The sequence below is a fragment of the Achromobacter sp. ACM02 genome, from assembly GCF_014851605.1.
Lineage (GTDB): Bacteria > Pseudomonadota > Gammaproteobacteria > Burkholderiales > Burkholderiaceae_B > Achromobacter > Achromobacter aegrifaciens.
Genome location: NZ_JACUZY010000004.1, coordinates 567,915 through 592,159 on the forward strand (window position 1 = coordinate 567,915; position 24,245 = coordinate 592,159).

Annotated in this window: 18 protein-coding genes; 13 read left to right on the forward strand and 5 right to left on the reverse strand. The window is 67.6% G+C overall.

Features of this window, described 5'->3' with window-relative positions; genetic code table 11:
* The first annotated feature begins 38 nt into the window (after positions 1-38).
* Positions 39-203: a hypothetical protein gene (locus IB258_RS15120; RefSeq protein ID WP_175212640.1), complete on the forward strand. Its 165-nt coding sequence runs from the start codon at positions 39-41 to the stop codon at positions 201-203.
* 12 nt (positions 204-215) lie between these two features.
* Here IB258_RS15120 and IB258_RS15125 read toward each other — a convergent pair whose 3' ends face one another.
* On the reverse strand, positions 216-968 hold the full coding sequence (locus IB258_RS15125; RefSeq protein WP_192352795.1) for a 5'-methylthioadenosine/adenosylhomocysteine nucleosidase: 753 nt from the start codon (positions 966-968) through the stop codon (positions 216-218).
* Positions 969-1,309: 341 nt separating this feature from the next.
* Here IB258_RS15125 and IB258_RS15130 point away from each other — a divergent pair, with 341 nt between their 5' ends.
* A complete protein-coding gene (locus IB258_RS15130; RefSeq protein WP_054452058.1) occupies positions 1,310-2,350 on the forward strand; it encodes a DUF2235 domain-containing protein in 1,041 nt (346 codons plus the stop codon).
* A gap of 197 nt (positions 2,351-2,547) precedes the next feature.
* Positions 2,548-4,314: a diguanylate cyclase gene (locus tag IB258_RS15135; protein WP_119450366.1), complete on the forward strand. Its 1,767-nt coding sequence runs from the start codon at positions 2,548-2,550 to the stop codon at positions 4,312-4,314.
* Between the two features lie 13 nt (positions 4,315-4,327).
* Here IB258_RS15135 and IB258_RS15140 read toward each other — a convergent pair whose 3' ends face one another.
* Positions 4,328-7,870 (reverse strand): indolepyruvate ferredoxin oxidoreductase family protein, encoded by a 3,543-nt coding sequence (locus IB258_RS15140; protein WP_192352796.1) that lies wholly within the window; start codon positions 7,868-7,870, stop codon positions 4,328-4,330.
* Between the two features lie 102 nt (positions 7,871-7,972).
* Here IB258_RS15140 and IB258_RS15145 point away from each other — a divergent pair, with 102 nt between their 5' ends.
* On the forward strand, positions 7,973-8,878 hold the full coding sequence (locus IB258_RS15145; protein ID WP_054452074.1) for a LysR substrate-binding domain-containing protein: 906 nt from the start codon (positions 7,973-7,975) through the stop codon (positions 8,876-8,878).
* Positions 8,879-8,898: 20 nt separating this feature from the next.
* Here the strand turns inward: IB258_RS15145 and IB258_RS15150 are convergent, their stop codons facing one another.
* Positions 8,899-9,807, reverse strand: a complete 909-nt coding sequence (locus IB258_RS15150) for a LysR family transcriptional regulator (RefSeq protein ID WP_192352797.1) — start codon at positions 9,805-9,807, stop codon at positions 8,899-8,901.
* 126 nt (positions 9,808-9,933) lie between these two features.
* Here IB258_RS15150 and IB258_RS15155 point away from each other — a divergent pair, with 126 nt between their 5' ends.
* The 8 genes from IB258_RS15155 (at position 9,934) to prpF (ending at position 21,030) form a co-directional block, all read left to right on the forward strand.
* Positions 9,934-10,527: an amino acid synthesis family protein gene (locus tag IB258_RS15155; protein ID WP_054452076.1), complete on the forward strand. Its 594-nt coding sequence runs from the start codon at positions 9,934-9,936 to the stop codon at positions 10,525-10,527.
* Positions 10,524-11,312, forward strand: coding sequence for an alpha/beta fold hydrolase (locus tag IB258_RS15160; RefSeq protein ID WP_192352798.1), 789 nt, complete (start codon positions 10,524-10,526; stop codon positions 11,310-11,312). Before IB258_RS15155 ends, IB258_RS15160 begins: the two co-directional genes overlap by 4 nt.
* Before the next feature lie 31 nt (positions 11,313-11,343).
* Positions 11,344-12,315 (forward strand): tripartite tricarboxylate transporter substrate binding protein, encoded by a 972-nt coding sequence (locus IB258_RS15165; protein WP_175180557.1) that lies wholly within the window; start codon positions 11,344-11,346, stop codon positions 12,313-12,315.
* A 107-nt stretch (positions 12,316-12,422) separates the two neighbouring features.
* Positions 12,423-14,315, forward strand: coding sequence for a sigma-54-dependent Fis family transcriptional regulator (locus IB258_RS15170; RefSeq protein WP_192352799.1), 1,893 nt, complete (start codon positions 12,423-12,425; stop codon positions 14,313-14,315).
* A 218-nt stretch (positions 14,316-14,533) separates the two neighbouring features.
* The gene (locus IB258_RS15175) at positions 14,534-16,336 is read left to right on the forward strand and encodes an NAD(P)/FAD-dependent oxidoreductase (RefSeq protein WP_192352800.1); all 1,803 of its coding nucleotides are present in this window, start codon (positions 14,534-14,536) and stop codon (positions 16,334-16,336) included.
* A gap of 130 nt (positions 16,337-16,466) precedes the next feature.
* Complete coding sequence (locus IB258_RS15180; protein ID WP_054452081.1) at positions 16,467-17,177, forward strand: GntR family transcriptional regulator; 711 nt, start codon at positions 16,467-16,469, stop codon at positions 17,175-17,177.
* Positions 17,174-19,783: a Fe/S-dependent 2-methylisocitrate dehydratase AcnD gene (gene acnD, locus IB258_RS15185; RefSeq protein ID WP_192352801.1), complete on the forward strand. Its 2,610-nt coding sequence runs from the start codon at positions 17,174-17,176 to the stop codon at positions 19,781-19,783. The genes IB258_RS15180 and acnD overlap by 4 nt, the downstream gene beginning before the upstream one ends.
* Positions 19,784-19,845: 62 nt before the next feature.
* Positions 19,846-21,030: a 2-methylaconitate cis-trans isomerase PrpF gene (gene prpF / locus IB258_RS15190; protein WP_054452083.1), complete on the forward strand. Its 1,185-nt coding sequence runs from the start codon at positions 19,846-19,848 to the stop codon at positions 21,028-21,030.
* Positions 21,031-21,099: 69 nt separating this feature from the next.
* On the opposite strand, the gene IB258_RS15195 is transcribed toward prpF, so the two are convergent.
* Positions 21,100-21,771: an ankyrin repeat domain-containing protein gene (locus IB258_RS15195; protein WP_192352802.1), complete on the reverse strand. Its 672-nt coding sequence runs from the start codon at positions 21,769-21,771 to the stop codon at positions 21,100-21,102.
* Between the two features lie 129 nt (positions 21,772-21,900).
* Here IB258_RS15195 and IB258_RS15200 point away from each other — a divergent pair, with 129 nt between their 5' ends.
* Positions 21,901-22,773, forward strand: a complete 873-nt coding sequence (locus IB258_RS15200; protein ID WP_054452085.1) for a LysR family transcriptional regulator — start codon at positions 21,901-21,903, stop codon at positions 22,771-22,773.
* On the opposite strand, the gene IB258_RS15205 is transcribed toward IB258_RS15200, so the two are convergent.
* Positions 22,757-23,959 carry an amidohydrolase family protein gene (locus IB258_RS15205; RefSeq protein ID WP_192352803.1) on the reverse strand — a complete coding sequence of 401 codons (1,203 nt, stop codon included), beginning with the start codon at positions 23,957-23,959 and terminating at the stop codon, positions 22,757-22,759. The genes IB258_RS15200 and IB258_RS15205 overlap by 17 nt on opposite strands.
* Positions 23,960-24,245 lie beyond the last annotated feature (286 nt).

Here is a 24,245-nt window from a genome sequence, read left to right on the forward strand (position 1 = left end):
GCAGCGCCCCGCAGCAGCGGTACGCGCAGGAGACCACCATGAAATCCGCCCTGATCCGCTTGCTTACTCTCATGGCCACGGCCCTGGTCCTGGCCGGTTGCGCGCAGGGCAGTGGCGGCCCGCCCCATCCCGGCGCGGTCAATCCCTACAGCCAGGGCGGCTTCCACGACGCCGGCCCCAACTACCCCGACACCGGCCGCTGACCAGCGCCGGCCTCAGGCTTCCCGCAGCGCGCCCGACTTCAGCAGGGGCGCCAGGATGCCGGCGGTGTAGACCCGCGCCAGGTTCACCAGGAAGTCAGTGAAGTCCGCCTTCGCGGCATGATCGGCCTGATCCGAAATCACCCTCAGCACAGCGAAGGGCACGCCGAATTCGTAGCAGACCTGCGCCATCGCCCCGCCTTCCATTTCCAGGCAGAGCGCATCGGGCAGGCGCTGGCGTAGCTGGTGCGCATAGTCATTGCTGTTGACGAAGACGTCGCCGGTGGCGATGAGCCCATGGTGCACCCGCGGCGGCTGTCCGCCTGGTCCCGCCGGCAAGCCGCCCTGGCGCACGAACTGTCCCGCGCTTTCCAGCAGCCGTTCGCTCAGGACCGGATCCGCATCGAAGCGTTCGCGCCCCAACAGGGGAATCTCATGCTGTCCAAACAGCGGGCGCGCGTCCATGTCGTGCTGCATCAACGCACTGGCCACGACCACATCGCCCACCGCCACATCCTCATGCAAGCCGCCCGCCAGTCCGGTGAAGACCACCCGCGACGCCTTGAATTCCTGGATCACGATGGATGCTGTCGCAGCCGCGGCCACCTTGCCAATCCGGCTCAACGCAATCACGCAAGGCGTGCCCCACAAGGTGCCGACGTGGAAGTCGCGCATGGCAATGCGGTGAATGGCGGCGCCCGGATCCATCGCCGCCAGCAGGTCGGCGATCTCTTCGTGCAAGGCGCCCAATATGGCTAAACGTCCCATGTACATCTACTCGATTGATGCGCGGCCCGCGGCCGCCCTGCCCCGCAACATACTCCATGCCCGGCGCGGCCGCCAACGCGTGCGGGCCTCCCCGCGCTTGCCTGGAGGATTGCTACTTTTGATGTAGTGAAGTTTTCCTCCTGCGCCCGCGCCGCCGTGCGAACCCAGAAAATGCGCTGGATTGCGACCAATTAGCTAGTCAAAAAAGCGGTGTACGTCCATGCAGCAGGGAAACCATGCACCCGGCGTTGTCCGAACGCCGTGCTAGCTTACCGTCGCGCACGACGCGGACCATGCCAGCAAACAGATTCATTGCAAGACTCAATCTGTGGAGAACGATCATGGTGAAGAATCTGGCCGTATTCTTCGACGGGACCTGGAACGAACCCAATGACCGCACCAACGTCTACGAACTCTACAAGGCGGCGCCCGAGACCTCCACGCAGGAGACGTTCTATATCGAAGGCGTAGGCACGCAGGGCCAGGGCCTGTGGGCGGCCATCGACAAGTTCGCCGGCGGCGCCTTTGGGGCAGGACTGTCGGCCAATATCCGCACGGGCTACCGCTGGCTTTGCCAGCGCTACCAACCGCGCGACCGCATCTTCCTGTTCGGGTTCAGCCGTGGCGCCTACTCCGCCCGCAGCCTGGCCGGCATGGTGCGCAAATGCGGCCTGCTGAACGATCCCTCCGACAACAACGTGGAGCAAGCCTATGCGCTCTACCGCGACGACTGCATCCCCTCCTCGCTGGAAGCCGCGACCTTCCGCGTGAATTTCTCGCGCGAGACCGACGTGCATTTCGTCGGCGTCTGGGACACGGTCGGCAGCCTGGGCATACCGGTAGGCGGCATCCCTTTTCCGGGTTTCTCCAGGTTCTACAACTTCCACGACACCGAACTCAGCAACCACGTCCATCACGCCTATCACGCAATCGCCACCAACGAATTCCGCGAACCGTATGCGCCTACCCTGTGGACCCGGCTGGCTGACTCCGAGCCGCGTCCAGCCGACCATCCGGTCGAGCAGCGCTGGTTCATCGGCGCCCATTCGGACGTCGGCGGCGGCTACCGGGACGGCAGCCTGCAGACGCTGCCCGCCTCGTGGCTGCAGGAGAAAGCGCGCCAGGTCGGCCTGGAGGCCGGACTGGCGCAACGCGTCGCCACGGACTACGACCAATGCGAGCCGCACGACTCCTACCGCGAGTTCACGGAGAAGGTGCTGATCCATGTAAAAAAACGCCCAAGGCTGTGGGATGGCGCAACCGTGCTCAATCTGACGGTGGACGACCAACTCCTGAAGCGGTTCGGGCGCAGCCTGGATTTCCTGAAGGAGTATCCCGACTTCAAGAACGCGCTGGAAAAGCTGCCCGTCGCGCGGCCATGATGGGCCCGCCGCGCGGCTTGGAAGAAGCCATGAAAGCGCTCGCAATAGAGTGATGCAATGCGCTGGCAAATGAGACTTTACGACTTAAAGCGATACAAACTTCGTTCCGTCGGACTGTGGCGGGAAAACCATGCATTGGGCGGCCCATTTCAAGTAACCTCCGGCCACCAGTCATTGTTCCGAGCCGATGTTTACGCATGTTCCGCAATGTCTTTGCTCTCAAATCCCTTGAAAGGTATTTCCTGACACTGGCAGCCGGCGTAGCGCTGCCGGTCTCCATGCTGACCGTGATCGTGGTGCAGCAGAACTGGCGGTCGCTGGCCGCCACCGACGACGCCATGCGGGGCTTCATCGTAGTCCGCACGACCCTGATGACGATGGAAGCGGTATCCGCCGAACGCGGCCCAATGAACTCGGCGCTGGGCTCCGACCTGCCGGTCCCCGAAAACATCCTGCGCGCGCTGGCCGAAGCCCGCCAGCGCACCAATGCGCAAGTCGCCGACCTGCTTGCGCTCTACCGCGCACCTCTCAATCCCAACGGCGCCCGCGAATTCACCAACATCCAGCGCATCCGCGAGTCCCTGTTGAACGCCCGCGCCAGCGCCGACGCGGCCATCGCCGCGCCCCGCGCCAACACGTCCGGCCACAACCTGTGGACAGTGGTCGGCGACATGGTGGCGGTGGTTCCCGAACTGCGCGCCGCGATGTCCGACGGCATCGGCCTGGTCGCCCGGAACCAGGGCGAAGACTTCGACCTGCTGTCCCTGGCGCTGCTGGCCGGCGAACTGCGCGAACAGGCGGGACTGGTCGGCTCCACGTTCGCGCCGGCCCTCAGCAAGCGCCGCACGCTGACCGCCAGCGATCAGCTGAGGATAGAACGCGTGATCGGCCGCATCGACGAACTGCGCGCCCTGATCGACGCCAACATCGCCAGCATGCCGCGATACGCATCCTCCCTCGCCTACCGCGAACTGCAGCAGCAGTACTTCGGCGATGGCATGAGCTACCTCGACAGCGTGCGCGCCATTGCCGAACGGGCGCCGGAGGAGTCATTGGTGTCGATGTACGAACTCGGCGCGAACTATGTGCCGCGCATGAAGTCCATCGTCCGGTTTCGCGACCTGATGCTCAACGAAGTGGAGCGGCGCATCGGAGAAAACCGCCAGGCCGCGATCCGCGTGCTGCTGACCACCCTGGCGGCCGCGGCGATGCTCACGGCCGCGTTGATAATCGGCCTGACCATGTTCCGCAAGCGCGTCATCCGGCCTTTCGTCCGCGCCACGAACATCATCGGCGCGATCGCGAAAGGCGGCGATGTGCCGCCCATTCCCGCCGACCAGTACCGGGGCGAAGTCAACGGCATGTTCAAGGCGCTGAACGTGCTCAACGACAACGCCACCGCCGTCCGTAAGCTGGAACTCGAACGCGACCGCCTGATTCAAGACCTCGCCATCATGGCCGAAACGGATTTCCTGACCGGCCTGCTGAACCGCCGCGCCTTCGAAAAGCGCCTGGAAGCTTCACTGGACGATATCCGCAACGATCCGCAGAGCGGTCTGGGCTTCATCCTGTTCGACATCGACCACTTCAAGTCCATCAATGACACGCACGGCCACGCTACAGGCGACGAAGCGCTCAAGACCGTGGCCGATCTGTGCCGCAAGACCTTCCGCGAATCCGACGTGGTCGCGCGCGTGGGCGGCGAAGAGTTCGCGGTGCTGTGCCGCAGCCGCAACCCCGACCGCGTCCGGGACATCGCGGAACGCATGCGGCTGAGCATCGCGCAAACGCGGCTCAGTGCCGGCGCAGGCGCCAGCTTCAGCATGACCGCCAGTTTCGGCGTGGCCCACGCCCGCGGCAGCGATACGGCGGCGCTGGAAAACCTGTCGCGCCGCGCCGACGAATTGCTATATAAGGCCAAGCTGACCGGCCGCAACTGCGTGCTGCTCGAACAGATGGCTTGACGCCACGAGCCCCTCAAGCCGCCAGCGTTTCCCGCGCCGACGCGCGGTACTGCTCCCACAGCCCGGCTTCCCGCGCGCGCGCCCGTTCGACGTTCTGCTCCTTGACATGGCCATAGCCGCGGATCGTGTCAGGCAGCGCGGCCAGTTCCAGCGCCGTGGCGCGATTGGCCGCGTCCAGCGTGCGGGAGAACTCCTCGGCCAGCGCCAGGTAGTCGGCCGCCAGTTGTCGCTCCATGCGACGTTCGGCGGTCTTGCCGAACACGTCCAGCCAGGTGCCGCGCCACCGCTTCATGGGCGCCAGCGCGCGAAACGCCAGTCCCATCCACGAACCGTAGGCGCGCTTCTGCAGGCGTCCGCGCGCGTCGCGGCGCGCCAGCGCGGGTGGCGCCAAGTGATAGCGCAGCCGGTAGTCGCGGCCGGGTTCTCCTTCGAACTGCTCGCGCAGCCGGGCCTTGAAGGCCGGATCCACGTACAGGCGCGCCACCTCGTACTCGTCCTTGTAAGTCATGAGTTTGGCGAGGTTGCGCGCGACCGCCTGCGTGACCTCGAAACGCTGCGGATCCGGCAGCGCAGCTTCGCGCGCCCGCACCGCTGCCACCGCATCCAGGAAGCGCGCGGCGTAGGCCTCGTCCTGATAGGCGCGTACGTGTTGCGCCAGCCGCTGGATCTGGCCGTCCAGGGACTCCGGCAAGGCCATCACCTGCGCCCGCGGCGCCGGCTTGAGCGCGGCGGCGCCATGATGCGCGGCTTGCCGGCCCAGTTCAAAGGCGGCCAGGTTCTTTTCGACCGAGACGCCGTTCAGTTCGATGGCGCGCCGCAGGCTGTCCAGCGCCAGCGGCAGGCCGCCCTGCTGCCAGGCATAGCCCAGCAGCAGCGGATTGGCGTAGATGGTGTCGCCGAGCAGGGCCTCGGCCAGCGGGCCGGCCTCGATGAAATCGCAGTTGCCGCCCGTGCTGCGCGCCAGCGCGGCTTCGGCTTGCGCGCCGGGGAAGCGCCAGCTCGGCTGCGACAGGAAGGCTGCCGTCGGCGCGGCGCTGCTGTTCACCACGGCGCGGCCATGGTCCGGGCGCAGGCGCGACAGCACTTCGGGCGACGCCGACACCAGCGCGTCACAGCCGATGACCAGGTCGGCCTCGCCCAGCGCCACGCGCGTGGCATGCAGGTCCGCGGGGCGATTGGCCAGCTGCACGTGGCTGAGCACGGCGCCGCCTTTCTGCGCCAGCCCGGCCATGTCCAGCACGGTCACGCCCTTGCCTTCAAGATGCGCGGCCGCGCCCAGCAGCGCGCCTATGGTCACGACGCCGGTTCCGCCCACGCCCGCGATCACCACGCGGTAGGCCCCAAGCGGACGGATCCCTGCCAGGTCGGGCTGCGGCGGTTCGGCCAACGCGGGGAGATCCCTGCCCGTTCCCGGCTTGCGCAGCGTCGCGCCTTCCGCCGTGACAAAGCTGGGGCAAAAGCCCTCCACGCAGGAAAAGTCCTTGTTGCAGGACGACTGGTTGATGCGGCGTTTCGTGCCCAGCGGCGTATCCAGCGGCTCGACCGACAGGCAATTGGATTGCACCGAGCAGTCGCCGCAACCTTCGCAGACCGACTCGTTGATGAAGGCGCGGCGCGGCGGATCGGGATACTCGCCGCGCTTGCGGCGGCGGCGCTTCTCGGTGGCGCAGGTCTGGTCGTAGATCAGCACCGACGTGCCAGCGATGTCGCGCAAGGCGCGCTGCACGTCGTCGAGCGCCTTGCGGTGGTGCACCTCCACGCCCTGCGGCAACGCGGTAGCGCCGGCGTACTTTTCCGGCTCGTCGGTCACCACCACGGTCTTGACCACGCCTTCGGCCTGCATCTGGGCGGCGATCTGCGGCACCGTGAGCACGCCATCCACCGGCTGCCCGCCCGTCATCGCGACGGCGTCGTTGTAGAGAATCTTGTAGGTGATGCTGGCGTGCGCGGCGACTGCCGCGCGTATGGCCAGCAACCCCGAATGGAAATAGGTGCCGTCGCCCAGGTTGGCGAAGATGTGACGCTCAGCGGTGAAATCCTTCTGCCCCAGCCAGGCGACGCCCTCGCCGCCCATCTGGCTGAAGGTGTCGGTCTTGCGGTCCATCCACATCGCCATGTAATGGCAGCCTATGCCGGCCACGGCGCGCGAGCCTTCGGGCACGCGGGTGGAGGTATTGTGCGGACAGCCGGAACAGAACCAGGGTTTGCGCTCTTCCACCAGCGTGGGACGGGCAGCCTCGCGCTCCTTGGCGTCGATGACAGCCAGCCGCGCCGCGATGCGCGCTCTCAGCGCGTCCGACAGGTCGGCCTTTTCCAGCCGCGCGGCGATGGCGCGGGCGATCAGCGCGGGCGACAGCTCGTGACGCGCGGGCAGCAGCCAGCCGCCGCGCGGCGTGGACCATTCGCCGCCGCCGTTGTCGCGTTCGTCGAACTTGCCGTAGACGCGTGGCCGTACATCGTCGCGCCAGTTGTAGAGTTCTTCCTTCAGCGCGTATTCCAGGATCTGGCGCTTTTCCTCCACCACCAGGATCTCTTTCAGGCCGGTGGCGAACTCGCGCGCATCCTGCGCGTCCAGCGGCCAGATGCAGCCCACCTTCAGCACGCGTATGCCGGCCTCGCTACAGGCCGCCTCGTCCAGGCCCAGGTCGTTGAGCGCCTGGCGCACGTCCAGATACGCCTTGCCCGCGGTCATGATGCCGAAATGCGCTTGCGGGGAATCCAGCACCACGCGGTTCAGCTTGTTGGCGCGCACATAGGCCAGCGCCGCATACCACTTGTGGTCCAGCAGCCGCGCCTCCTGCGCCAGCGGCGTGTCGGGCCAGCGGATGTTCAGGCCGCCTTCGGGCAAGACGTCTTCGGGCAGCACCACCTGCACCCGGTCCGGATCCACTTCCACCGAAGCGCTGGACTCGACCACGTCGGTCACGCATTTCATCGCCACCCACAGGCCGGTGTAGCGGCTCATGGCCCAGCCATGCAGGCCGTAGTCCAGGTACTCCTGCACGTTGGACGGATACAGCACTGGTATGCCGCTGGCGATCAGCACGTGCTCGGACTGGTGCGCCACCGACGAGGACTTGGCGGCATGGTCGTCGCCCGCCAGCATCAGCACGCCGCCATGCGCCGAACTGCCGGCGGAATTGGCATGCTTGAGTACGTCCACCGACCGGTCCACGCCCGGCCCCTTGCCGTACCACATGCCGAATACGCCGTCGCGCGCCGCCCTCGGAAACAGGTTCAGCTGCTGCGAGCCCCATACCGCCGTGGCGGCCAGGTCTTCGTTCACGCCGGGCTGGAACACCACGTCGTTGGCCTGCAGGTGGCGCTTGGCCTTCCACAGGGCCTGGTCCAGCCCGCCCAGCGGCGAGCCGCGGTAGCCAGAGATGTAGCCGCCGGTGTTCAGGCCGGCCTGCAGGTCGCGCTGCTTTTGCAGCAGCGGCAGCCGCACCAGGGCCTGGGTGCCGCTCAGATAGATGCGCCCGCGGCTGCGGGTGTACTTGTCGTCCAGCGTCAGGCCATGGGTATCGGCCGCGCCTGCGGAAAGGGGGGTGTCCACGCTTGTCTCCTGCGTTCCGGTTCTTGGTGTTTTGCCGCAGTGTAGGAAGCAGGCTGGTTATCGTATATTCATATATTCAGGTATCAGGTATGCGTTAAACAGATGGCTAACGATGTCACCCTGCGCCAACTGCGCTACTTCGCGGCTGCCGCCCGGACCGGCCGGTTTTCCATGGCCGCCGCCGACGAGCATGTCTCCCAATCCGCGGTCACCAACGCCGTCCTGGCGCTGGAGGCGCAACTGGGCGTGCGGCTGTTCGACCGCCATCCGCATGGCGTCACCCTGACGCCCGAAGGGCATAACTTCCACCAGCGGGCGCGTGAAGTGCTCGACTCGCTGGACGACGCCCTGCGTGAACCCGGCTTCCAGCGCTATGCGCTGCGCGGCGCAGTGAGGATCGCCGCGTCCTACACGGTGCTGGGCTACTTCCTGCCCGACCTGCTGGCGCGCTTCCGGCGGCGCTATCCCGACGTGGAGCTGGACCTTGTCGACCTCGACCGGCCCGAGATCGAAGCCGCCGTAACCCGCGGCGAGGTCGAGCTGGGCGTGGCGCTGCTGTCCAACGTGGAACGGCGCGAGCGCTTCGGCCACCAGGTGCTGGTGCGCTCGCGGCGGCAGCTATGGACCGCGTCCGGCCATCCGCTGGCGCAGGCATCGGCGCCGTCGCTGGCCGACATTGCCGGCTATCCCTACATCCTGTTGGAAATGGACGAAGGCGAACGCTCCGCGCTGGCCTACTGGCGCGCTCACGGCCTGCAGCCCGACATCGCCTTCCGCACGCGCTCGATGGAGGCGCTTCGCGGGCTGGTTGCGCATGGCTTCGGCGTCACGATGCTGTCGGACATGGTCTACCGTCCGTGGTCGCTGGAGGGCCGCAAGATCGAGGCCGTACCCATTACCGATGCCGTCCCGCCCATGGAGGCCGGGCTGCTGTGGCATCCGCAAGCGCGGCTGGCCAAGCCCGCCGAAGCCTTCCGCCAGTTCATGATCTACGCCTGCGGCGTCTAGCGCCGCAGCACGCCTGGCCGCTATACCAGGATCGCGCCCTTGCGGCGCGTGAACTGGGCCAGGGAACGCAGGGCCAATGCATGCATGGCAGCCACCGACGGCAGCAGCGTTTCTTCCTTGCGGGTCAGCACGCCGACGATGCGCTCGACCGTGGGTTCGGCCAGCGGCACGAAGGCCAGTCCGGTCGCGGCGGCCGGCCGCGCCAGCACCGGCAGCACCGTCACGCCCAGCCCGCTGACCACGCTGGCCAGGAGCGACGCGCGGTTCGACACCACCATGAACGGGTCCTCTATGGCGCTGCCCAGTTGCCGGTTCTTCAGCGTGTCGAAGGTGGCATTGCCTATCAGGCGCTCGCCCGCCAACGCCGACCAGGGCACGGCGCCGCGCCGCCGCGCCAGCGGATGGCTCTTGCGGCACACCAGGCCGAACGCGTCGCGCGCCACCGGCGCGAACGCCACCTCCGCGGTGCGCGGCACCTGCCCCGCCACCCCTACCTGCACCTCACCGCTCAGCACCAGCCGGTGCACGTCTTGCGAGGACTCGTCGACGGCGCGGATGCGGATCGCGGGGTGGCTGCGCGCATAGCGCTCCAGCAAACGCGGCAGCCACTCGTCGGCCAGCGACGGCATCACCGCCAGCGATACCGGTCCCTGGCTGCCCAGGCCGAACTGACGCGCCGCGTCCAGCACCCGGTCGTGGGTGGACAGCAGTTCGCGGAATAACGGAGCCACGGCGATACCCAGGGGCGTGAGCTGCGCGCGCTTGCCGGGTTCGAACAGCGGCGCGCCCAGCTGCTGCTCAAGATCCTGCATGGCCGCCGACACGGCCGCCTGCGAACGGAATGTGCCTTCGGCCGCCAGACGGAAACTGCCGTGGTCGGCCGCCAACAGAAACTGGCGCAGATGCTGGATCTTCAAGGGCACGGACATGGCTTCAGGGCTGCAGAAAATTCGGATTTTCCGAAATTAACTTGAGTTAATTTGGATTGTCAAAACTCCGCCTTGCCTTCAACAATGGCCGCGTCTTTCATTCCTACAGGTACTGGAGCAGCGGTTATGTCTTTGCAAGTGCGCAAGGTAGTCAGCTATGTGGAAAAAACCCTGATCGAAGGCGGTCGCGCCGCCGAGCGCCCGCTGGTGATGGTCATCGCCGCGGCCGTGATCCGCAATCCCTGGGCCGGCCAGCCGTTCCAGGAAGACCTGCGGCCCAAGATCCTGGAAGCTGCGCCGCCGCTGGGCGAGCTGCTGGTCGCGGAAATCCTGCGTCAGGCCGGCTCGGCCGACCAGGTTGAAGCCTATGGCAAGGCCGCGGTCGTGGGCACGGCCGGCGAAGTCGAGCACGCCTCGGCGCTGATCCACACCCTGCGCTTCGGCAACGCCTATCGCGGCGCGGTTGGCGGCACCAGCTACCTGAGCTTCACCAATATGCGCGGCGGCCCCGGCTGCGTGATCACCGTGCCGCTGATGCACAAGCTCGACGAAGGCCTGCGCTCGCACTATCTGACCGTGCAGACAACCATCAACGACGCGCCCGCCCCCGACGAAATCGTGATCGCCCTGGGCGCGGCGACCTCGGGCCGTCCGCATCATCGGATCGGCAACCGCTATTCCGACCTGCAGGAACTGGAACGCGAGGCGCAGGCCAAATGAGCGCGCATTTTCGCCGTTCGGGCCGCGGCGTACCGCTGGTGCTGCTGCATGGCGTCGGCCTGGACCACACCTTGTGGGACGATCTGGCGCCGCTGCTGGAGCCGCATTTCGAGGTGCTGCGCTACGACATGCTGGGCCATGGCCGCGCCCCCGCCGTCGCCCATGGAGTGACGGTGCAGGACTACATCGCGCAGCTGGACGCGGAACTGGATCGCGCCGGCTGGCAAAGCGCCAATCTGCTGGGCTATTCCATGGGCGGCCTGATCGCGGGCGCCTATGCCGCCGCACGCCCGCAACGCGTCACGCGCCTGACCTTGCTGAGCACGGTGTTCCGCCGCAGCGCGGACGAAACGCGCGCCGTGCTGGCGCGGCTGGAAGCAGCTGCCACGCAGGATCCCGCAGCCGCGGCCCAGGTCTCGCTGCAGCGCTGGTTCACGCCCGCGTTCCAGGCCCGGCGTCCCGAGCGCGTGGCCAGCATCGGCCAGCGCCTGCTGGACAACGACCGCGCCAGCTTCCTGGCCGCTTACCGCGTGTTCGCGCAGGGCGATCCGATCCTGGCGCACGCCGCGCCAGACATCGCCTGCCCCGCGCTGGCGCTGACCGGCGAACTGGACGTCGGCTCGACCCCGCGCATGACACGGGAACTGGCCGAAGCGCTGCCCCATGCGCAGGCGCAGGTGGTGCCTGGCCAGCGACACATGCTGCCGGTGGAGGAACCGGCCATCGTGGCGGCGGCGCTGCATGGATTTTTTCTGCCGGCTGCCGGCGCGCCAAGCGCGGCCTAGCCCGCGTAGAGTGGATACGGAGACAAACAATATGAATCGCAGAACCATCCTGAAGAACATGGCGGCCCTGGCGCTCACGCCGCTGGGCGCCGCGCTCGGCGGCGCCGCCAGCGCGCGCGAAGCCCCTTTGCGCGTCATCGTGCCCTTCCCGCCCGGCGGCGGCACCGACGTGCTGGGCCGAGTGATCGCCGCCACGCTGGAAGGCGCGCTGGACCGCCCGGTAGTGGTCGAGAACAAACCCGGCGCCAGCGGCATGCTGGGCGCCGACTACACCGCCAACGGCGCCAAGGATGGCAGCGTGCTGCTGTTTGCCGGCCTGGTGCCATCGGTGCGCTACTACGCCAAGCCGCCCGAGGACGTGCTCAAGCAACTGGCGCCGGTCTGCCCGATTGCGCGTTCGCCCTACATGGTGGCGGTCAATGCGGACCTGCCTGCCAAGACCCTGGGCGAACTCGTCGCCCAGGCCAAGCGCGAGCCCAAGGGGCTGACCTTCGGCTCCCCCGGCAACGCCACGCCGCAACACCTGGCCACCGAATTGCTGCAGGCCGCCTGCGGCATCGACATGCTGCACGTGCCCTACCGCGGCACGGGTCCGATGATGACGGACCTGCTGGGCGGACAGATCCAGGTGGTGGTCGCCACCGTCGCAGCGGTGGAACCGTATCTGCAAGGCGGACGCCTGCGCGTGCTGGCCGTGACCAGCCCGGAACGCCTGCCCAAGTACCCCGACATTCCCACGGTGGCGGAAGGCGGTTACCCCGGCTTCTCGGCGCAGATCCAGTTCGGCACCTATTGCGCGGCGGGCACTCCGGAAGCCACCATCGCGGCGCTGAACCAGGGCATCAACCGCGCGCTGCAGACCGAGACGGTGCGCGCCAAGCTGGGCGAACAGGGCTTCCAGCCCACCGGCGGCACGCCCGCGCAGCTGCAACAGGCGTTGCTGGCGGAAATCCGCGACGTGGCGGGGCTGGTGCAGGCCGGCAAGGTCAAGGTCGACCTGTAGCGTCCCCCATACGTCCCGATGCTGGATAACCAGCATTTACAGGCGTGTCGTCCTCTGTGCATGCTGGCCGTTGATCCGGCGCAGATCGGGCGCAACATGGAGACGACATGCCTAGTCAGGAATCCCTGCACTCCGCCCATATCCGCGAGATCGAACAAGTCGGCCAGGGCCGCCCCACCCAGCGCGACGCGCACGTGGTCAGCAGCTGGCTGCGCTGCCTGGACCAGTACCGGCTGGATCCCGCCCAGGCCTGCGAGGCCTATATCGTGCCGGATGGCCGGCTGCGCGAACACCGCCAGCAGTCCGAAGCGCTGATTTCCATTGCAAGGTCCGGCCTGGACCATCTGTTCCGCCAGGTCGCCGGCCAGAACTACGTGCTGCTGCTGGCCGATCGCCAGGGCGTCACCGTGGAATTCCTGGGCGACGCGCAACAGACCGCCAGCCTGCGCAAGGCCGGACTGTATCTGGGGTCGGAATGGTCGGAGCGTCGCGCCGGCACCTGCGCCGTCGGCGCCTGCCTGGAAAGCGGCGAAGCCCTTACCATCCACCAGACCGACCACTTCGACAACACCCATACGCCGCTGTCCTGCACCGCCGCGCCGATCTACAACGCCGACGGCGAACTCGCGGCCGTGCTGGACATCTCGCTGCTGAGCTCGCCCATCCTGAAAGCCAGCCAGAACCTGGCGCTGCATCTGGTCACCAGCACCACTCGGCGCATCGAGATGGCCAATCTGATGGCGCGCACCAGCAACGAATGGGTGCTGCGCTTCGCGCGCTCGCCGGAATTCCTGGACGTGGACCCGGAGGCCGCGATCTCGCTGGACGGCTCCGGCCGCATCCTGGGCATGACGCATACCGGCGCCAAACTGCTGGCGCGCGCCGCCGGCCTGGACTGGCGCAATCCCGCCGGCCTGATCGGCCAGCCCGTCACCCGTTTCTTCGACGTGCAGCTCGATGACCTGCCGCGCTACACCCGCGCCCATGCGCCGCAGCAACGCCTGATCGCGGCCCGCGACGGCAACGCGCTGTTCGCGCACGCCATCGAACCCAACCGGCACGCGCGCGGAACCTCGGTCGCCGTGCGCGGCGCGCCGTCCGCGCTGCGCGGTCTGGATGGCGGCGATGCTCGCATGGCGGCCATGCTGACGCGCGCAGCCAAACTGGCCCGGCAGGGGCTGCCCCTCCTGCTGCAAGGCGAAACCGGAGTCGGCAAGGAATACCTGGCCCGCGCCATCCACGACAGCAGCCAGCGCGCCGGGCGCTTCGTCGCCGTGAATTGCGCGGCGATTCCCGAATCGCTGATCGAAAGCGAGCTGTTCGGCTACCTGCCCGGCGCCTACACCGGCGCGGCGGCCAAGGGCCGCAAGGGCCTGATCGAGGAATCCGACGGCGGCACCCTGTTCCTGGACGAGATCGGCGACATGCCGCTGACATTACAAAGCCGCCTCTTGCGCGTGCTGGCCGAATCCGAGGTCACACCGATCGGCGCCAACGCCCCGCGCGCCGTGCGCCTGTGCCTGGTGTCGGCCTCGCACCGCGACCTGGCCGCCCTGGTGCGCGAGGGGCGCTTCCGCGAAGACCTGTATTACCGCATCAATGCCGCCACGCTGACCGTGCCGCCGCTGCGCGAACGTGCGGACCTGGAATGGCTCATCGCCCGCCTGCTGGCGCGCCACCAGGACGAGTCCGGCGCCCCCGTGCTGGCGCCCGCCGCGCTGATGGCGTTGAAGGCGCATGCCTGGCCCGGCAATATCCGTGAACTCGCCAACGCCATCGCGGTCGCCGCCGCGCTGTGCGAGAACGGCGTGATCGAACCCTCCGACCTGCCCGACGCACTGGCGCCCGAGGCAGCCGTCGCCAACCCGGCAGAAGCCGCCTTGCGCGCCATGCTGGCCAGTTGCGGCGGCAACGTCTCCGAAGCGGCGCGGCGCCTGGGCGTGGACCGCTCCACCGTGCATCGCCAGATGCGGCGCCACGGCGTCTCCTCGCGCTCCTGAGGCCCACGGCCGGGCGCCACCCCAGGCGCCACACCCTTGCGCCACAGGTGTGGCGCGGCGCCACGGCATCCAGTCCAGCTCTCCTGCGCGCCAGGGCTGGCATGCCGATTGCTTGATCGTTATCGACGCCCACCGGCCGGCACAGGCCGGGGCCGCCAGCGGACCATGTCCCGGTCCGCCACGACAACGATCGCCCGCCACGGGCAAGGAGACTAGACATGCAGACCGATCAAGCCGGCGCCGCCCTGGACGCCGTACTCACGCGCCTGAACACGGCGCTGGGCAACAAGGACATCGACGGCGTCGCGGCCCTGTTCCAGGATGACTGCTACTGGCGCGACCTGGTGCTGTTCACCTGGAACATCCGCACGCTCGAAGGCCATGGCCAGATCCGCGACATGCTGCAACACCAGCTGTCGCAGGTGGAGCCGGTGCGCTTCAGCCTGGATCCGAAGGAAACCGTGTCGCAGGAGGCAGGCCTGCTGCAAGGCTGGATCGAGATCGAGACCAACCGCGCGCGCGGCTACGGCCACATCCGCGTCCAGGACGGCAAGATCTGGACGCTGCTGACCACCATGTCCGAACTCAAGGGGCACGAGGAACCCAGCGGCCTGCGCCGCCCCAAGGGCGCCGAACACGGCAGCAGCCGCACGCGCCAGACCTGGCTGGAAAAACGCGAGCAGGAAGCCGCCGAACTGGGCTACCAGACCCAGCCCTACGTGCTCATCATCGGCGGCGGCCAAGGCGGCATCGCGCTGGGCGCACGCCTACGCCAACTGGACGTGCCGACCATCATCATCGAAAAGAACGAACGCGCCGGCGACAGCTGGAGAAAGCGCTACAAGTCCCTGTGCCTGCACGACCCGGTCTGGTACGACCATCTGCCCTACATCCCCTTTCCCGAGAACTGGCCCGTCTTCGCGCCCAAGGACAAGATCGGCGACTGGCTGGAGATGTACACCAAGATCATGGAGCTCAACTACTGGACCTCCAGCGTCTGCCAGTCGGCCCGTTACGACGAGCAGAAACAGGAATGGGAGGTCACGGTGCTGCGCGAGGGCAAGCCCGTGGTGCTGCGGCCCAAACAGCTGGTGCTGGCCACCGGCATGTCCGGCAAGCCCAATGTCCCCACCTTCCCCGGCCAGGATGAATTCCAGGGCGAACAGCAGCATTCTTCGCAACACCCTGGCCCGGACGCCTACCGCGGCAAGAACGTGGTCGTCATCGGCGCCAACAACTCCGCGCACGACATCTGCGCGGCGCTGTGGGAAGGCGGGGCCAACGTCACCATGGTGCAGCGCTCGTCCACCCACATCGTGCGTTCCGACACGCTGATGGACATCGGCCTGGGCGGCCTGTATTCGGAGCAGGCGCTGGCCAGTGGCATGACCACCCGCAAGGCCGACCTGACTTTCGCGTCCCTGCCCTACAAGATCATGGCGCAGTTCCAGATCCCGCTCTACGACCAGATGCGCGAACGCGACGCCGGGTTCTACGCCAAGCTCGAAGAGGCCGGCTTCATGCTGGACTGGGGCGACGACGGTTCGGGCCTGTTCATGAAGTACCTGCGGCGCGGCTCCGGCTACTACATCGACGTCGGCGCCTGCGATCTGATCATCGACGGCAGCGTCAAGCTGCAGTCTCGCACCGACGTCAGCCACCTGACACGCGACGCCGTGGTGCTGAAGTCCGGCGTCAGCCTGCCGGCGGACCTGGTGGTCTATGCCACCGGCTACGGCTCGATGAACGGCTGGGCCGCCGACCTGATCAACCGCGAGGTCGCGGACAAGGTCGGCAAGTGCTGGGGCCTGGGCTCGGACACCACCAAGGACCCCGGCCCCTGGGAGGGCGAGCAGCGCAACATGTGGAAGCCCACGCAGCAGGAAGCGCTCTGGTTCCATGGCGGCAACCTGCACCAGTCGCGGCACTACTCGCAGTACCTGTCCTTGCAGCTGAAGGCGCGGCAGGTGGGCGTGCCGGTGCAGGTCTATGGCTTGCAGGAAGTGCACCACAAGCGCTAGGCGCCCGCCCTGCGTCCCATTGGGGCGGGCTTGCGCCCGCCCCGCCGCCGAGGTAAATTGTTGACAATCTTGCGTCACACGGCGCTTTTTTCCGAATTTTTCTTCCCATAGCGGAAAGATTGTCAACACAATGAGCAAGGTGCTGACCCTGCCCGGCGCCGCCCCCGGCGACAACGAGACGCTTGCGGAACACATATTCCGCAAGATCCAGTCCGCCATCGTCAAGGGTGAAATCGCCCCCGGCAGCAAGATTTCCGAGCCCGAGCTGGCCCGCATCCATGGCGTCAGCCGCGGACCGCTGCGCGAGGCCCTGCACCGCCTGGAAGGCCAGAAGCTGCTGGTGCGCGTGCCCCACGCCGGCGCCCGCGTGGTGTCGCTGTCGCAGCAGGAACTGTCCGAACTCTACGAAATCCGCGAATCGCTGGAAGGTATGGCCTGCCGCCTGGCCGCCGAACGCATGCCGCCCTCGGAAATCGCCGAGCTGCGCGCCGTGCTGGAAGCGCACGAACGCGATGAAGCCTTCCAGGCCGGGCTGGGCTATTACCAGCAGGAAGGCGACTACGATTTCCACTACCGCATCGTCAAGGGCAGCGGCAACCAGATGCTGTTCCGCATGCTGTGCGACGAGCTCTACCAGCTGGCGCGCATGTACCGCATCCAGTATTCGACCACCCCCAACCGCCCCCGGCAGGCCTACGCCGAACACCACCGCATTCTGGATGCCATCGCCGACGGCGATGGCGAGTTGGCTGAAATCCTGATGCGCCGCCACATCCGCGCATCCCGTATCAACATCGAACAGCAGATCGCGCAGGGCAACCTGCAGCGCACCGAGGCATGAACCAAAACTACCGCAAGCCCCTGCCCGGCACCCGCCTGGACTACTTCGACACCCGCGCCGCCGTCGAGGCGATCTCGCCCGGGGCCTACGACCGCCTGCCCTACACCTCGCGCGTGCTGGCGGAAAACCTGGTGCGCCGTTGCGATCCGGCCATGCTGACCGACGCGTTGAAGCAGCTGATCGAGCGCCGCCGCGATCTGGACTTCCCGTGGTTCCCGGCGCGCGTGGTCTGTCACGACATTCTCGGCCAGACCGCGCTGGTCGACCTGGCCGGCCTGCGCGACGCCATTGCCGACAAGGGCGGCGACCCCGCCAAGGTCAATCCGGTGGTGCCGGTGCAGCTGATCGTCGACCACTCGCTGGCCGTGGAATACGGCGGCGACGACCCCGACGCCTTCGCCAAGAACCGCGCCGTGGAAGACCGCCGCAACGAAGACCGCTTCCATTTCATCGACTGGACCAAGCAGGCCTTCCGCAACATCGAAGTCGTGCCGCCGGGCAATGGCATCATGCACCAGATCAACCTGGAACGCATGTCGCCCGTCATCTACACGCAGGACGGCGTGGCATTCCCCGACACGCTGGTCGGCACCGACAGCCACACGCCGCACGTGGACGCGCTGGGCGTGATCGCCATCGGCGTGGGCGGCCTGGAAGCCGAGAACGTCATGCTGGGCCGCGCCTCGTGGATGCGCCTGCCCGACATCATCGGCGTGGAACTCACCGGCCGCGCGCAGCCCGGCATCACCGCCACCGACATCGTGCTGACCCTGACCGAATTCCTGCGCAAGGAGAAGGTCGTGGGCGCCTACCTGGAGTTCTACGGCGCAGGCGCCGCCAGCCTCACGCTGGGCGACCGCGCCACCATCTCGAACATGGCACCCGAGTACGGCGCCACCGCCGCGATGTTCTCGATTGACCAGCAGACCATCGACTACCTGCGCCTGACCGGCCGCGAGGACGAGCAGATCGCCTTGGTCGAGAACTACGCCAAGACCACGGGCCTGTGGTCCGACAGCCTGAAGCAGGCCGAATACGAACGCGTGCTGCGCTTCGACCTGTCCAGCGTGGTGCGCACCCTGGCCGGTCCGTCCAATCCGCACCGCCGCCTGCCGGTCAGCGACCTGGCCGAGCGCGGCATCTCCGGCGTGATGGAAAACAATCCCGGCCAGATGCCCGACGGCGCCGTGATCATCGCCGCCATCACCAGCTGCACCAACACCAGCAATCCGCGCAACGTCATCGCCGCCGGCCTGTTGGCGCGCAACGCCAACCGCGCGGGCCTGACCCGCAAGCCCTGGGTCAAGAGCTCGCTGGCGCCGGGATCCAAGGCCGTCTCGCTGTACCTGGACGAAGCCGGCCTGACGCCGGAACTGGAACAGCTGGGCTTCGGCGTCGTGGCCTTCGCCTGTACCACTTGCAACGGCATGTCGGGCGCGCTGGACCCGGTCATCCAGCAGGAAATCATCGATCGCGACCTCTACGCCACCGCCGTGCTGTCCGGTAACCGCAACTTCGACGGCCGCATCCATCCCTATGCCAAGCAGGCCTTCCTGGCCTCGCCGCCGCTGGTCGTGGCCTATGCCATTGCCGGCACCATCCGCTTCGACATCGAGCGCGACGTGCTCGGCACGGACGCCGCCGGCCGCGAGATCCGTCTCAAGGACATCTGGCCCAGCGACGAAGAGATCGACGCCGTGGTGAAGTCGGCGGTCAAGCCCGAGCAGTTCCGCAAGGTCTACGCCCCCATGTTCGGCATCCAGGACGACCGCAAGGCCGCCGTCAGCCCGTTGTACGAGTGGCGTGCGCAGAGCACCTACATCCGCCGCCCGCCATACTGGGAAGGCGCGCTGGCAGGCGAGCGCACGCTGCGCGGCATGCTGCCGCTGGCCGTGCTGGGCGACAACATCACCACCGACCACCTGTCGCCATCCAACGCCATCCTGATGGACAGCGCCGCGGGCGAATACCTGCACAAGATGGGCCTGCCCGAAGAGGACTTCAACTCCTACGCCACCCACCGCGGCGACCACCTCACCGCGCAACGCGCCACCTTTGCCAACCCCAAGCTCTTCAACGAAATGGTGAAGAACGCGGACGGCACGGTGAAGCAAGGCTCGCTGGCCCGCGTGGAACCTGAAGGCAAGGTCATGCGCATGTGGGAAGCCATCGAAACCTACATGGACCGCAAGCAGCCGCTGATCATCGTGGCCGGCGCCGACTACGGCCAGGGCTCGTCGCGCGACTGGGCCGCCAAGGGCGTGCGCCTGGCTGGCGTGGAAGCCATCGTCGCCGAAGGCTTCGAACGCATCCACCGCACCAACCTCATCGGCATGGGCGTACTGCCCCTGGAATTCAAGGCGGGCGTGAACCGCAAGACGCTGGCCCTGGACGGCACCGAAAGCTATGACGTCATCGGCGAGCGCAAGCCGCGCGCCGACCTGACGCTGGTGATCCACCGCCGCAACGGCGAAACCGTCGAAGTCCCCGTGACCTGCCGCCTGGACACGGCCGAAGAGGTCTCGATCTACGAAGCCGGCGGCGTGCTGCAGCGCTTTGCCCAGGACTTCCTGGAAGCTTCCGGCGCCGACAAGAAAGCCGGCTGATCCGCCATAGGCGGGACGGGCGCCGCGGCGCCCGCCCCAACACCCATCATCAGGACTGCCCCATGACCCATGCTCCCCAGACCAAGATAGCCGCCACCTACATGCGCGGCGGCACCAGCAAAGGCGTGTTCTTCAAGCTCGACGACCTGCCCGAGTCCGCGCGCGTGCCCGGCGCCGCGCGCGACGCGCTGCTCATGCGCGTGATCGGCAGCCCCGATCCCTATGGCAAGCAGATCGACGGCATGGGCGCGGCCACCTCCAGCACCAGCAAGACCGTCATCATCGGCAAAAGCACGCGCCCCGACCATGACGTGGACTACCTGTTCGGCCAGGTCTCCATCGACCAGCCCTTCGTGGACTGGAGCGGCAATTGCGGCAACCTGTCCGCCGCCGTCGGGCCGTTCGCCATCACCAACGGCCTGGTCGACCCCGCCCGCGTGCCGCAGGACGGCGTCGCCGTCGTGCGCATCTGGCAGGCCAACATCCAGAAAACCATAATCGCGCACGTCCCCATGACGGGCGGCGCGGTGCAGGAAACCGGCGACTTCGAACTGGACGGCGTGACCTTCCCGGCGGCTGAACTGCGCCTGGAATTCATGGACCCGGCCGAGGAAGGCGACGGTGGTTCCATGTTCCCCACCGGCAAGCTGGTGGACGACCTGGAAGTGCCTGGCATCGGCACGTTCAAGGCCACCATGATCAACTCCGGCATCCCCACGATCTTCCTGGACGCCGAAGCCTTGGGCTACCGCGGCACCGAACTGCAGGACGACATCAACGGCGACGCCGCCGCGCTGGCGCGCTTCGAGACCATCCGCGCCCACGGCGCGCTGCGCATGGGCCTGATCAAGACGCTGGAAGAGGCCGCCAGCCGCCAGCACACGCCCAAGGTCGCCTTCGTGGCGGCGCCCAAGGAATACGTGTCCTCCAGCGGCAAGAAGATCGGCGCGGGCGACATCGACGTGCTGGTGCGCGCGCTCTCCATGGGCAAGCTGCACCACGCCATGATGGGCACCGCGTCCGTCGCCATTGCCACCGCGGCGGCGGTGCCGGGCACGCTGGTCAACCTGGCCGCGGGCGGCGGCGAACGCGACAACGTCTGCTTCGGCCATCCGTCCGGCACCTTGCGCGTCGGCGCCGAGGCCAAGCTGGTCGACGGCGAATGGAAGGTCACCAAGGCCATCATGAGCCGCAGCGCCCGCGTGCTGATGGAAGGCCGGGTGCACGTGCCGCGCGAGGGCTTCTGATCCGGCTTGCCGTTTCCAGCATGAAGAACGGGGCTTGCAAGCCCCGTTTTTTTTCGCAGCGCCAGCGCCTCAGCCCTTCGCTCCCGCCGCCTCCAGCAGGCGCACGACTTCGGTCTGTCCGCGCTCACGCGCATGACGCAGCGGCGTCACGCCCTTGCCGTCCGCCAGGTTGACGTCGGCGCCGGCTTCGATCAGCCGCTTGACGATCGCCTGGTGACGCGCGCCGCCATCGCCCAGGATCACGGCTTCCAGCAGGCCGGTCCAACCCAGGTTGTTCACATGGTCCGCGTCCACGCCGGCGCGCAGCAGCATGTCCACCACTTCGACGTGGCCGCGCTCGCATGCGGGAATGAGGGCAGTGCCGCCGTAGCGGTTGGTGCTTTTCAGGTCAGCGCCGTGCGCCAGCGTCAGCGCCAGGATCTCGCGATAGCCGCGGGCGCCGGCCAGCAGGTAGGCGCTGTCGCGGATCGAGTTCTGCGCATTGACGTTGGCGCCGGCCTCGATCAGGACGCGTGCCGCTTCGACATGATTGCCCTGCGTCGCGCGCAGCAGCGGCGTATTGCCGTCCGCATCGCGCGTATCCACGGCAGCGCCCTGCCCCAGCAGCTGCTTGACGCGGGCCGCGTCGCCATTGCCCGCGGCGGCCAACAGCGCGGTGTCCGGGCCCGCGGCCGCGGCCACGCCCCCCATGCCCAACAGGAATGCCGCCAGCCAAAGACGGCCCGCACGAAAGATAGACATTGGTATTTCCTCCAGATCAACAGCTTGAGGCAAGCCGAATCGACTCGCGGCCTCGTGAGATTCCAAGTATGGCGGCCGGCCCAAGTATTATGAAATTAATTGGCTTGATAGATTCGAGTGGACATCCCAATGCTAGATCCCGTCCTGCTGCGCAGTTTTCTTACCGTCGTGGACACGGGCAACTTCACCCGCGCCAGCGAACACCTGCACCTGACGCAATCCACCGTCAGCCAGCACGTCATCCGGCTGGAAGAGAACCTGGGCTGCCGCCTGCTGGACCGCACGCAGCGCCATGTCCTGCCCACCGAGGAGGGCGAGCGCCTGCTGGGCTATGCGCGCAGCATCCTGCGGCTGGCTGAGGAGGCGCGCGAAAACGTGGCCGCCGCCCAGGCCAGCGCCGTGGTGCGCGTGGGCGCGCCCGAGGATTTCATGGGCGCCACGCTGATGCCTACCCTGGCCGCCGTGGAAGCGGCCTATCCGCGCCTGCGCGTGGAAGTCGAAGGCGGCCTCAGTCATCAGCTGCTGCGGCGCTACCGCGATGGCGAACTGGACCTGCTGCTGGTCAAGCAATGGGAAGTGGACGCCGATTGCGATGCGCACTGGCCCGAACCCCTGTGCTGGATCACCGCCCGCGATGCGCCGCCGCCCGCGCCCGACACCGCCGTGCCGCTGGTGGCCTTTCCGTCCGGCGCGCTGTACCGCCAGGAAATGACCGCCATGCTGGAAACCAGCGGCAAGCCCTGGCATGTGCGCTTTTCCAGCCCCAGCCTGCCCAGCCTGAGCGCTGCCGTCGCCGCGGGACTGGGGATCAGCCTGCTGCCTGCCGCCTGCGCCAGCGCCGAACACCGGCTGCTCACGCCCGAAGAAGGATTTCCGGCGCCGCGCGGTCTGCACTTGTCGCTGTATGCGCGCTCGCGGCTCAGCGACGCGGGTCACGCGCTGCGGCGCGCATTGCAGGACTTCTGCACGCAACGCGCCGCGCAGGTCACACCGCCGGCGTGACGCCAGCGTATGTCCGAGCCGCCTCGCCCACGGGTTCGCCCTTGCGGAACAAAGCGCGCTGGCTCGGCACCGCGGCAACCGCGGCGGCGCCGTTGGGCACGGGCAGCGCCACGAAGGTCGCCTCATTGCCCACCTGCAGGCCGTACCCGCCCAGGCCCAGCACCGCCGCGCCCGCATGCGACGCCATGTGCAAGGCCGTCAACAAATCGTCGTCCGTGTAGAAGCCCGAGCGGTAGCCGATCAGCATCGCACGCTGCAGCATGTCGCCATTGCCATAGGGCCACCAGCAATCCTGGATGTTGTCATTGCCCGTGAATACGCGCACGCCCGCCGCGCGCAGCGCCAATACCGGCGGAAAGGCCCGGTCGCCTGGCGCGTTCGTCATGATCGCCACGCCAGCGTCGGCCAGCTTACGCGCCACGTCCTGCAGCGCCCCCTGGCCGACATCGCCCAGCGCATAGGCGTGGCTGATGGCGACCCGACCCGCCAGGCCCAGCGCCTGCGCGCGCGCGGCAATGCGCGCAATCTGCGCAACGCCCTGCTCGCCCGGCTCATGCAGGTGGATATCGATCTTGGCGCCCAGCCGCTCAGCGATGCCGAACACGCAATCCAGCTGGCCTTCGGCATCGCCGTCCAGCGTGGAGGGATCGATGCCGCCCACTACCCCGGCGCCTTCGCGCACGGCCGCTTCCAGCCATTGCGGCGTGCCCGGACAGGACATCACGCCGGCCTGCGGGAACGCCACCAGTTCGATATCGACAATGCCGCGCCATTTCTCGCGCGCCGCCATGACGGCATGCAGATTCGCCAAGCCGGTCGTGGCGTCCACGTCCACGTGGCAGCGCATCGCCACCGTGCCGAACGCCGCGGCCTGCGCGATAAGGGCATCGGCGCGCCCCTCGATGGGCGGCGCGGCCGCAAGCTCTTCTTTCTCGATGGCCACCCGTTCGCGCAGGCTGTCCGCGGGCCGGTGCGGCCGCCAGCGGTCGCCGACGAAACTCTTGTCCAGATGGATATGGCCGTCGACAAAGCCCGGCAGCACCAGGTGTCCGCGCAGGTCGGTCACCTGCGCCGCGCCCAGGACGGGCGGCTCGGCGCCCAGCGCCAGGATGCGGCCATCGCGCACGTGCATGTATAGGGGATTGCCGTCTGCTCCCACGGCATTGAGGTATACGCGGTCTGTCATGTGTCGTCTCGGTCTTGCGCGGCCATGTCATACGCATGGCCCGGGCTTGCGTACACCTTATCGGATGGCGCGCACGGCGGCCAATTAAGTGTTGCGATACCCGCCAATGCGATTCGCGATACCCGCGCATGCACGCCTGGCGGACGCAAGCTGGACTAGCGCGGGGTATGTCCCTATACTTGGCGCCTGTTGTAGTTCATTACGCATGCAGCCAGGCGATGCACATCGCTGGAAGCATCCATCACACGGCCGCGCACAGCGGCCCGGCGTGTAACGCCGAAACACC

What these genes read in the sequence shown, in the direction of transcription:
- IB258_RS15120 (WP_175212640.1), top strand. Translation starts at nt 39, where the DNA reads ATGAAATCCGCCCTGATCCGCTTGCTTACTCTCATGGCCACGGCCCTG.
- IB258_RS15125 (WP_192352795.1), bottom strand. Translation starts at nt 968, where the DNA reads ATGGGACGTTTAGCCATATTGGGCGCCTTGCACGAAGAGATCGCCGAC.
- IB258_RS15130 (WP_054452058.1), top strand. Translation starts at nt 1,310, where the DNA reads ATGGTGAAGAATCTGGCCGTATTCTTCGACGGGACCTGGAACGAACCC.
- IB258_RS15135 (WP_119450366.1), top strand. Translation starts at nt 2,548, where the DNA reads ATGTTCCGCAATGTCTTTGCTCTCAAATCCCTTGAAAGGTATTTCCTG.
- IB258_RS15145 (WP_054452074.1), top strand. Translation starts at nt 7,973, where the DNA reads ATGGCTAACGATGTCACCCTGCGCCAACTGCGCTACTTCGCGGCTGCC.
- IB258_RS15150 (WP_192352797.1), bottom strand. Translation starts at nt 9,807, where the DNA reads ATGTCCGTGCCCTTGAAGATCCAGCATCTGCGCCAGTTTCTGTTGGCG.
- IB258_RS15155 (WP_054452076.1), top strand. Translation starts at nt 9,934, where the DNA reads ATGTCTTTGCAAGTGCGCAAGGTAGTCAGCTATGTGGAAAAAACCCTG.
- IB258_RS15160 (WP_192352798.1), top strand. Translation starts at nt 10,524, where the DNA reads ATGAGCGCGCATTTTCGCCGTTCGGGCCGCGGCGTACCGCTGGTGCTG.
- IB258_RS15165 (WP_175180557.1), top strand. Translation starts at nt 11,344, where the DNA reads ATGAATCGCAGAACCATCCTGAAGAACATGGCGGCCCTGGCGCTCACG.
- IB258_RS15170 (WP_192352799.1), top strand. Translation starts at nt 12,423, where the DNA reads ATGCCTAGTCAGGAATCCCTGCACTCCGCCCATATCCGCGAGATCGAA.
- IB258_RS15175 (WP_192352800.1), top strand. Translation starts at nt 14,534, where the DNA reads ATGCAGACCGATCAAGCCGGCGCCGCCCTGGACGCCGTACTCACGCGC.
- IB258_RS15180 (WP_054452081.1), top strand. Translation starts at nt 16,467, where the DNA reads ATGAGCAAGGTGCTGACCCTGCCCGGCGCCGCCCCCGGCGACAACGAG.
- acnD (WP_192352801.1), top strand. Translation starts at nt 17,174, where the DNA reads ATGAACCAAAACTACCGCAAGCCCCTGCCCGGCACCCGCCTGGACTAC.
- prpF (WP_054452083.1), top strand. Translation starts at nt 19,846, where the DNA reads ATGACCCATGCTCCCCAGACCAAGATAGCCGCCACCTACATGCGCGGC.
- IB258_RS15195 (WP_192352802.1), bottom strand. Translation starts at nt 21,771, where the DNA reads ATGTCTATCTTTCGTGCGGGCCGTCTTTGGCTGGCGGCATTCCTGTTG.
- IB258_RS15200 (WP_054452085.1), top strand. Translation starts at nt 21,901, where the DNA reads ATGCTAGATCCCGTCCTGCTGCGCAGTTTTCTTACCGTCGTGGACACG.
- IB258_RS15205 (WP_192352803.1), bottom strand. Translation starts at nt 23,959, where the DNA reads ATGACAGACCGCGTATACCTCAATGCCGTGGGAGCAGACGGCAATCCC.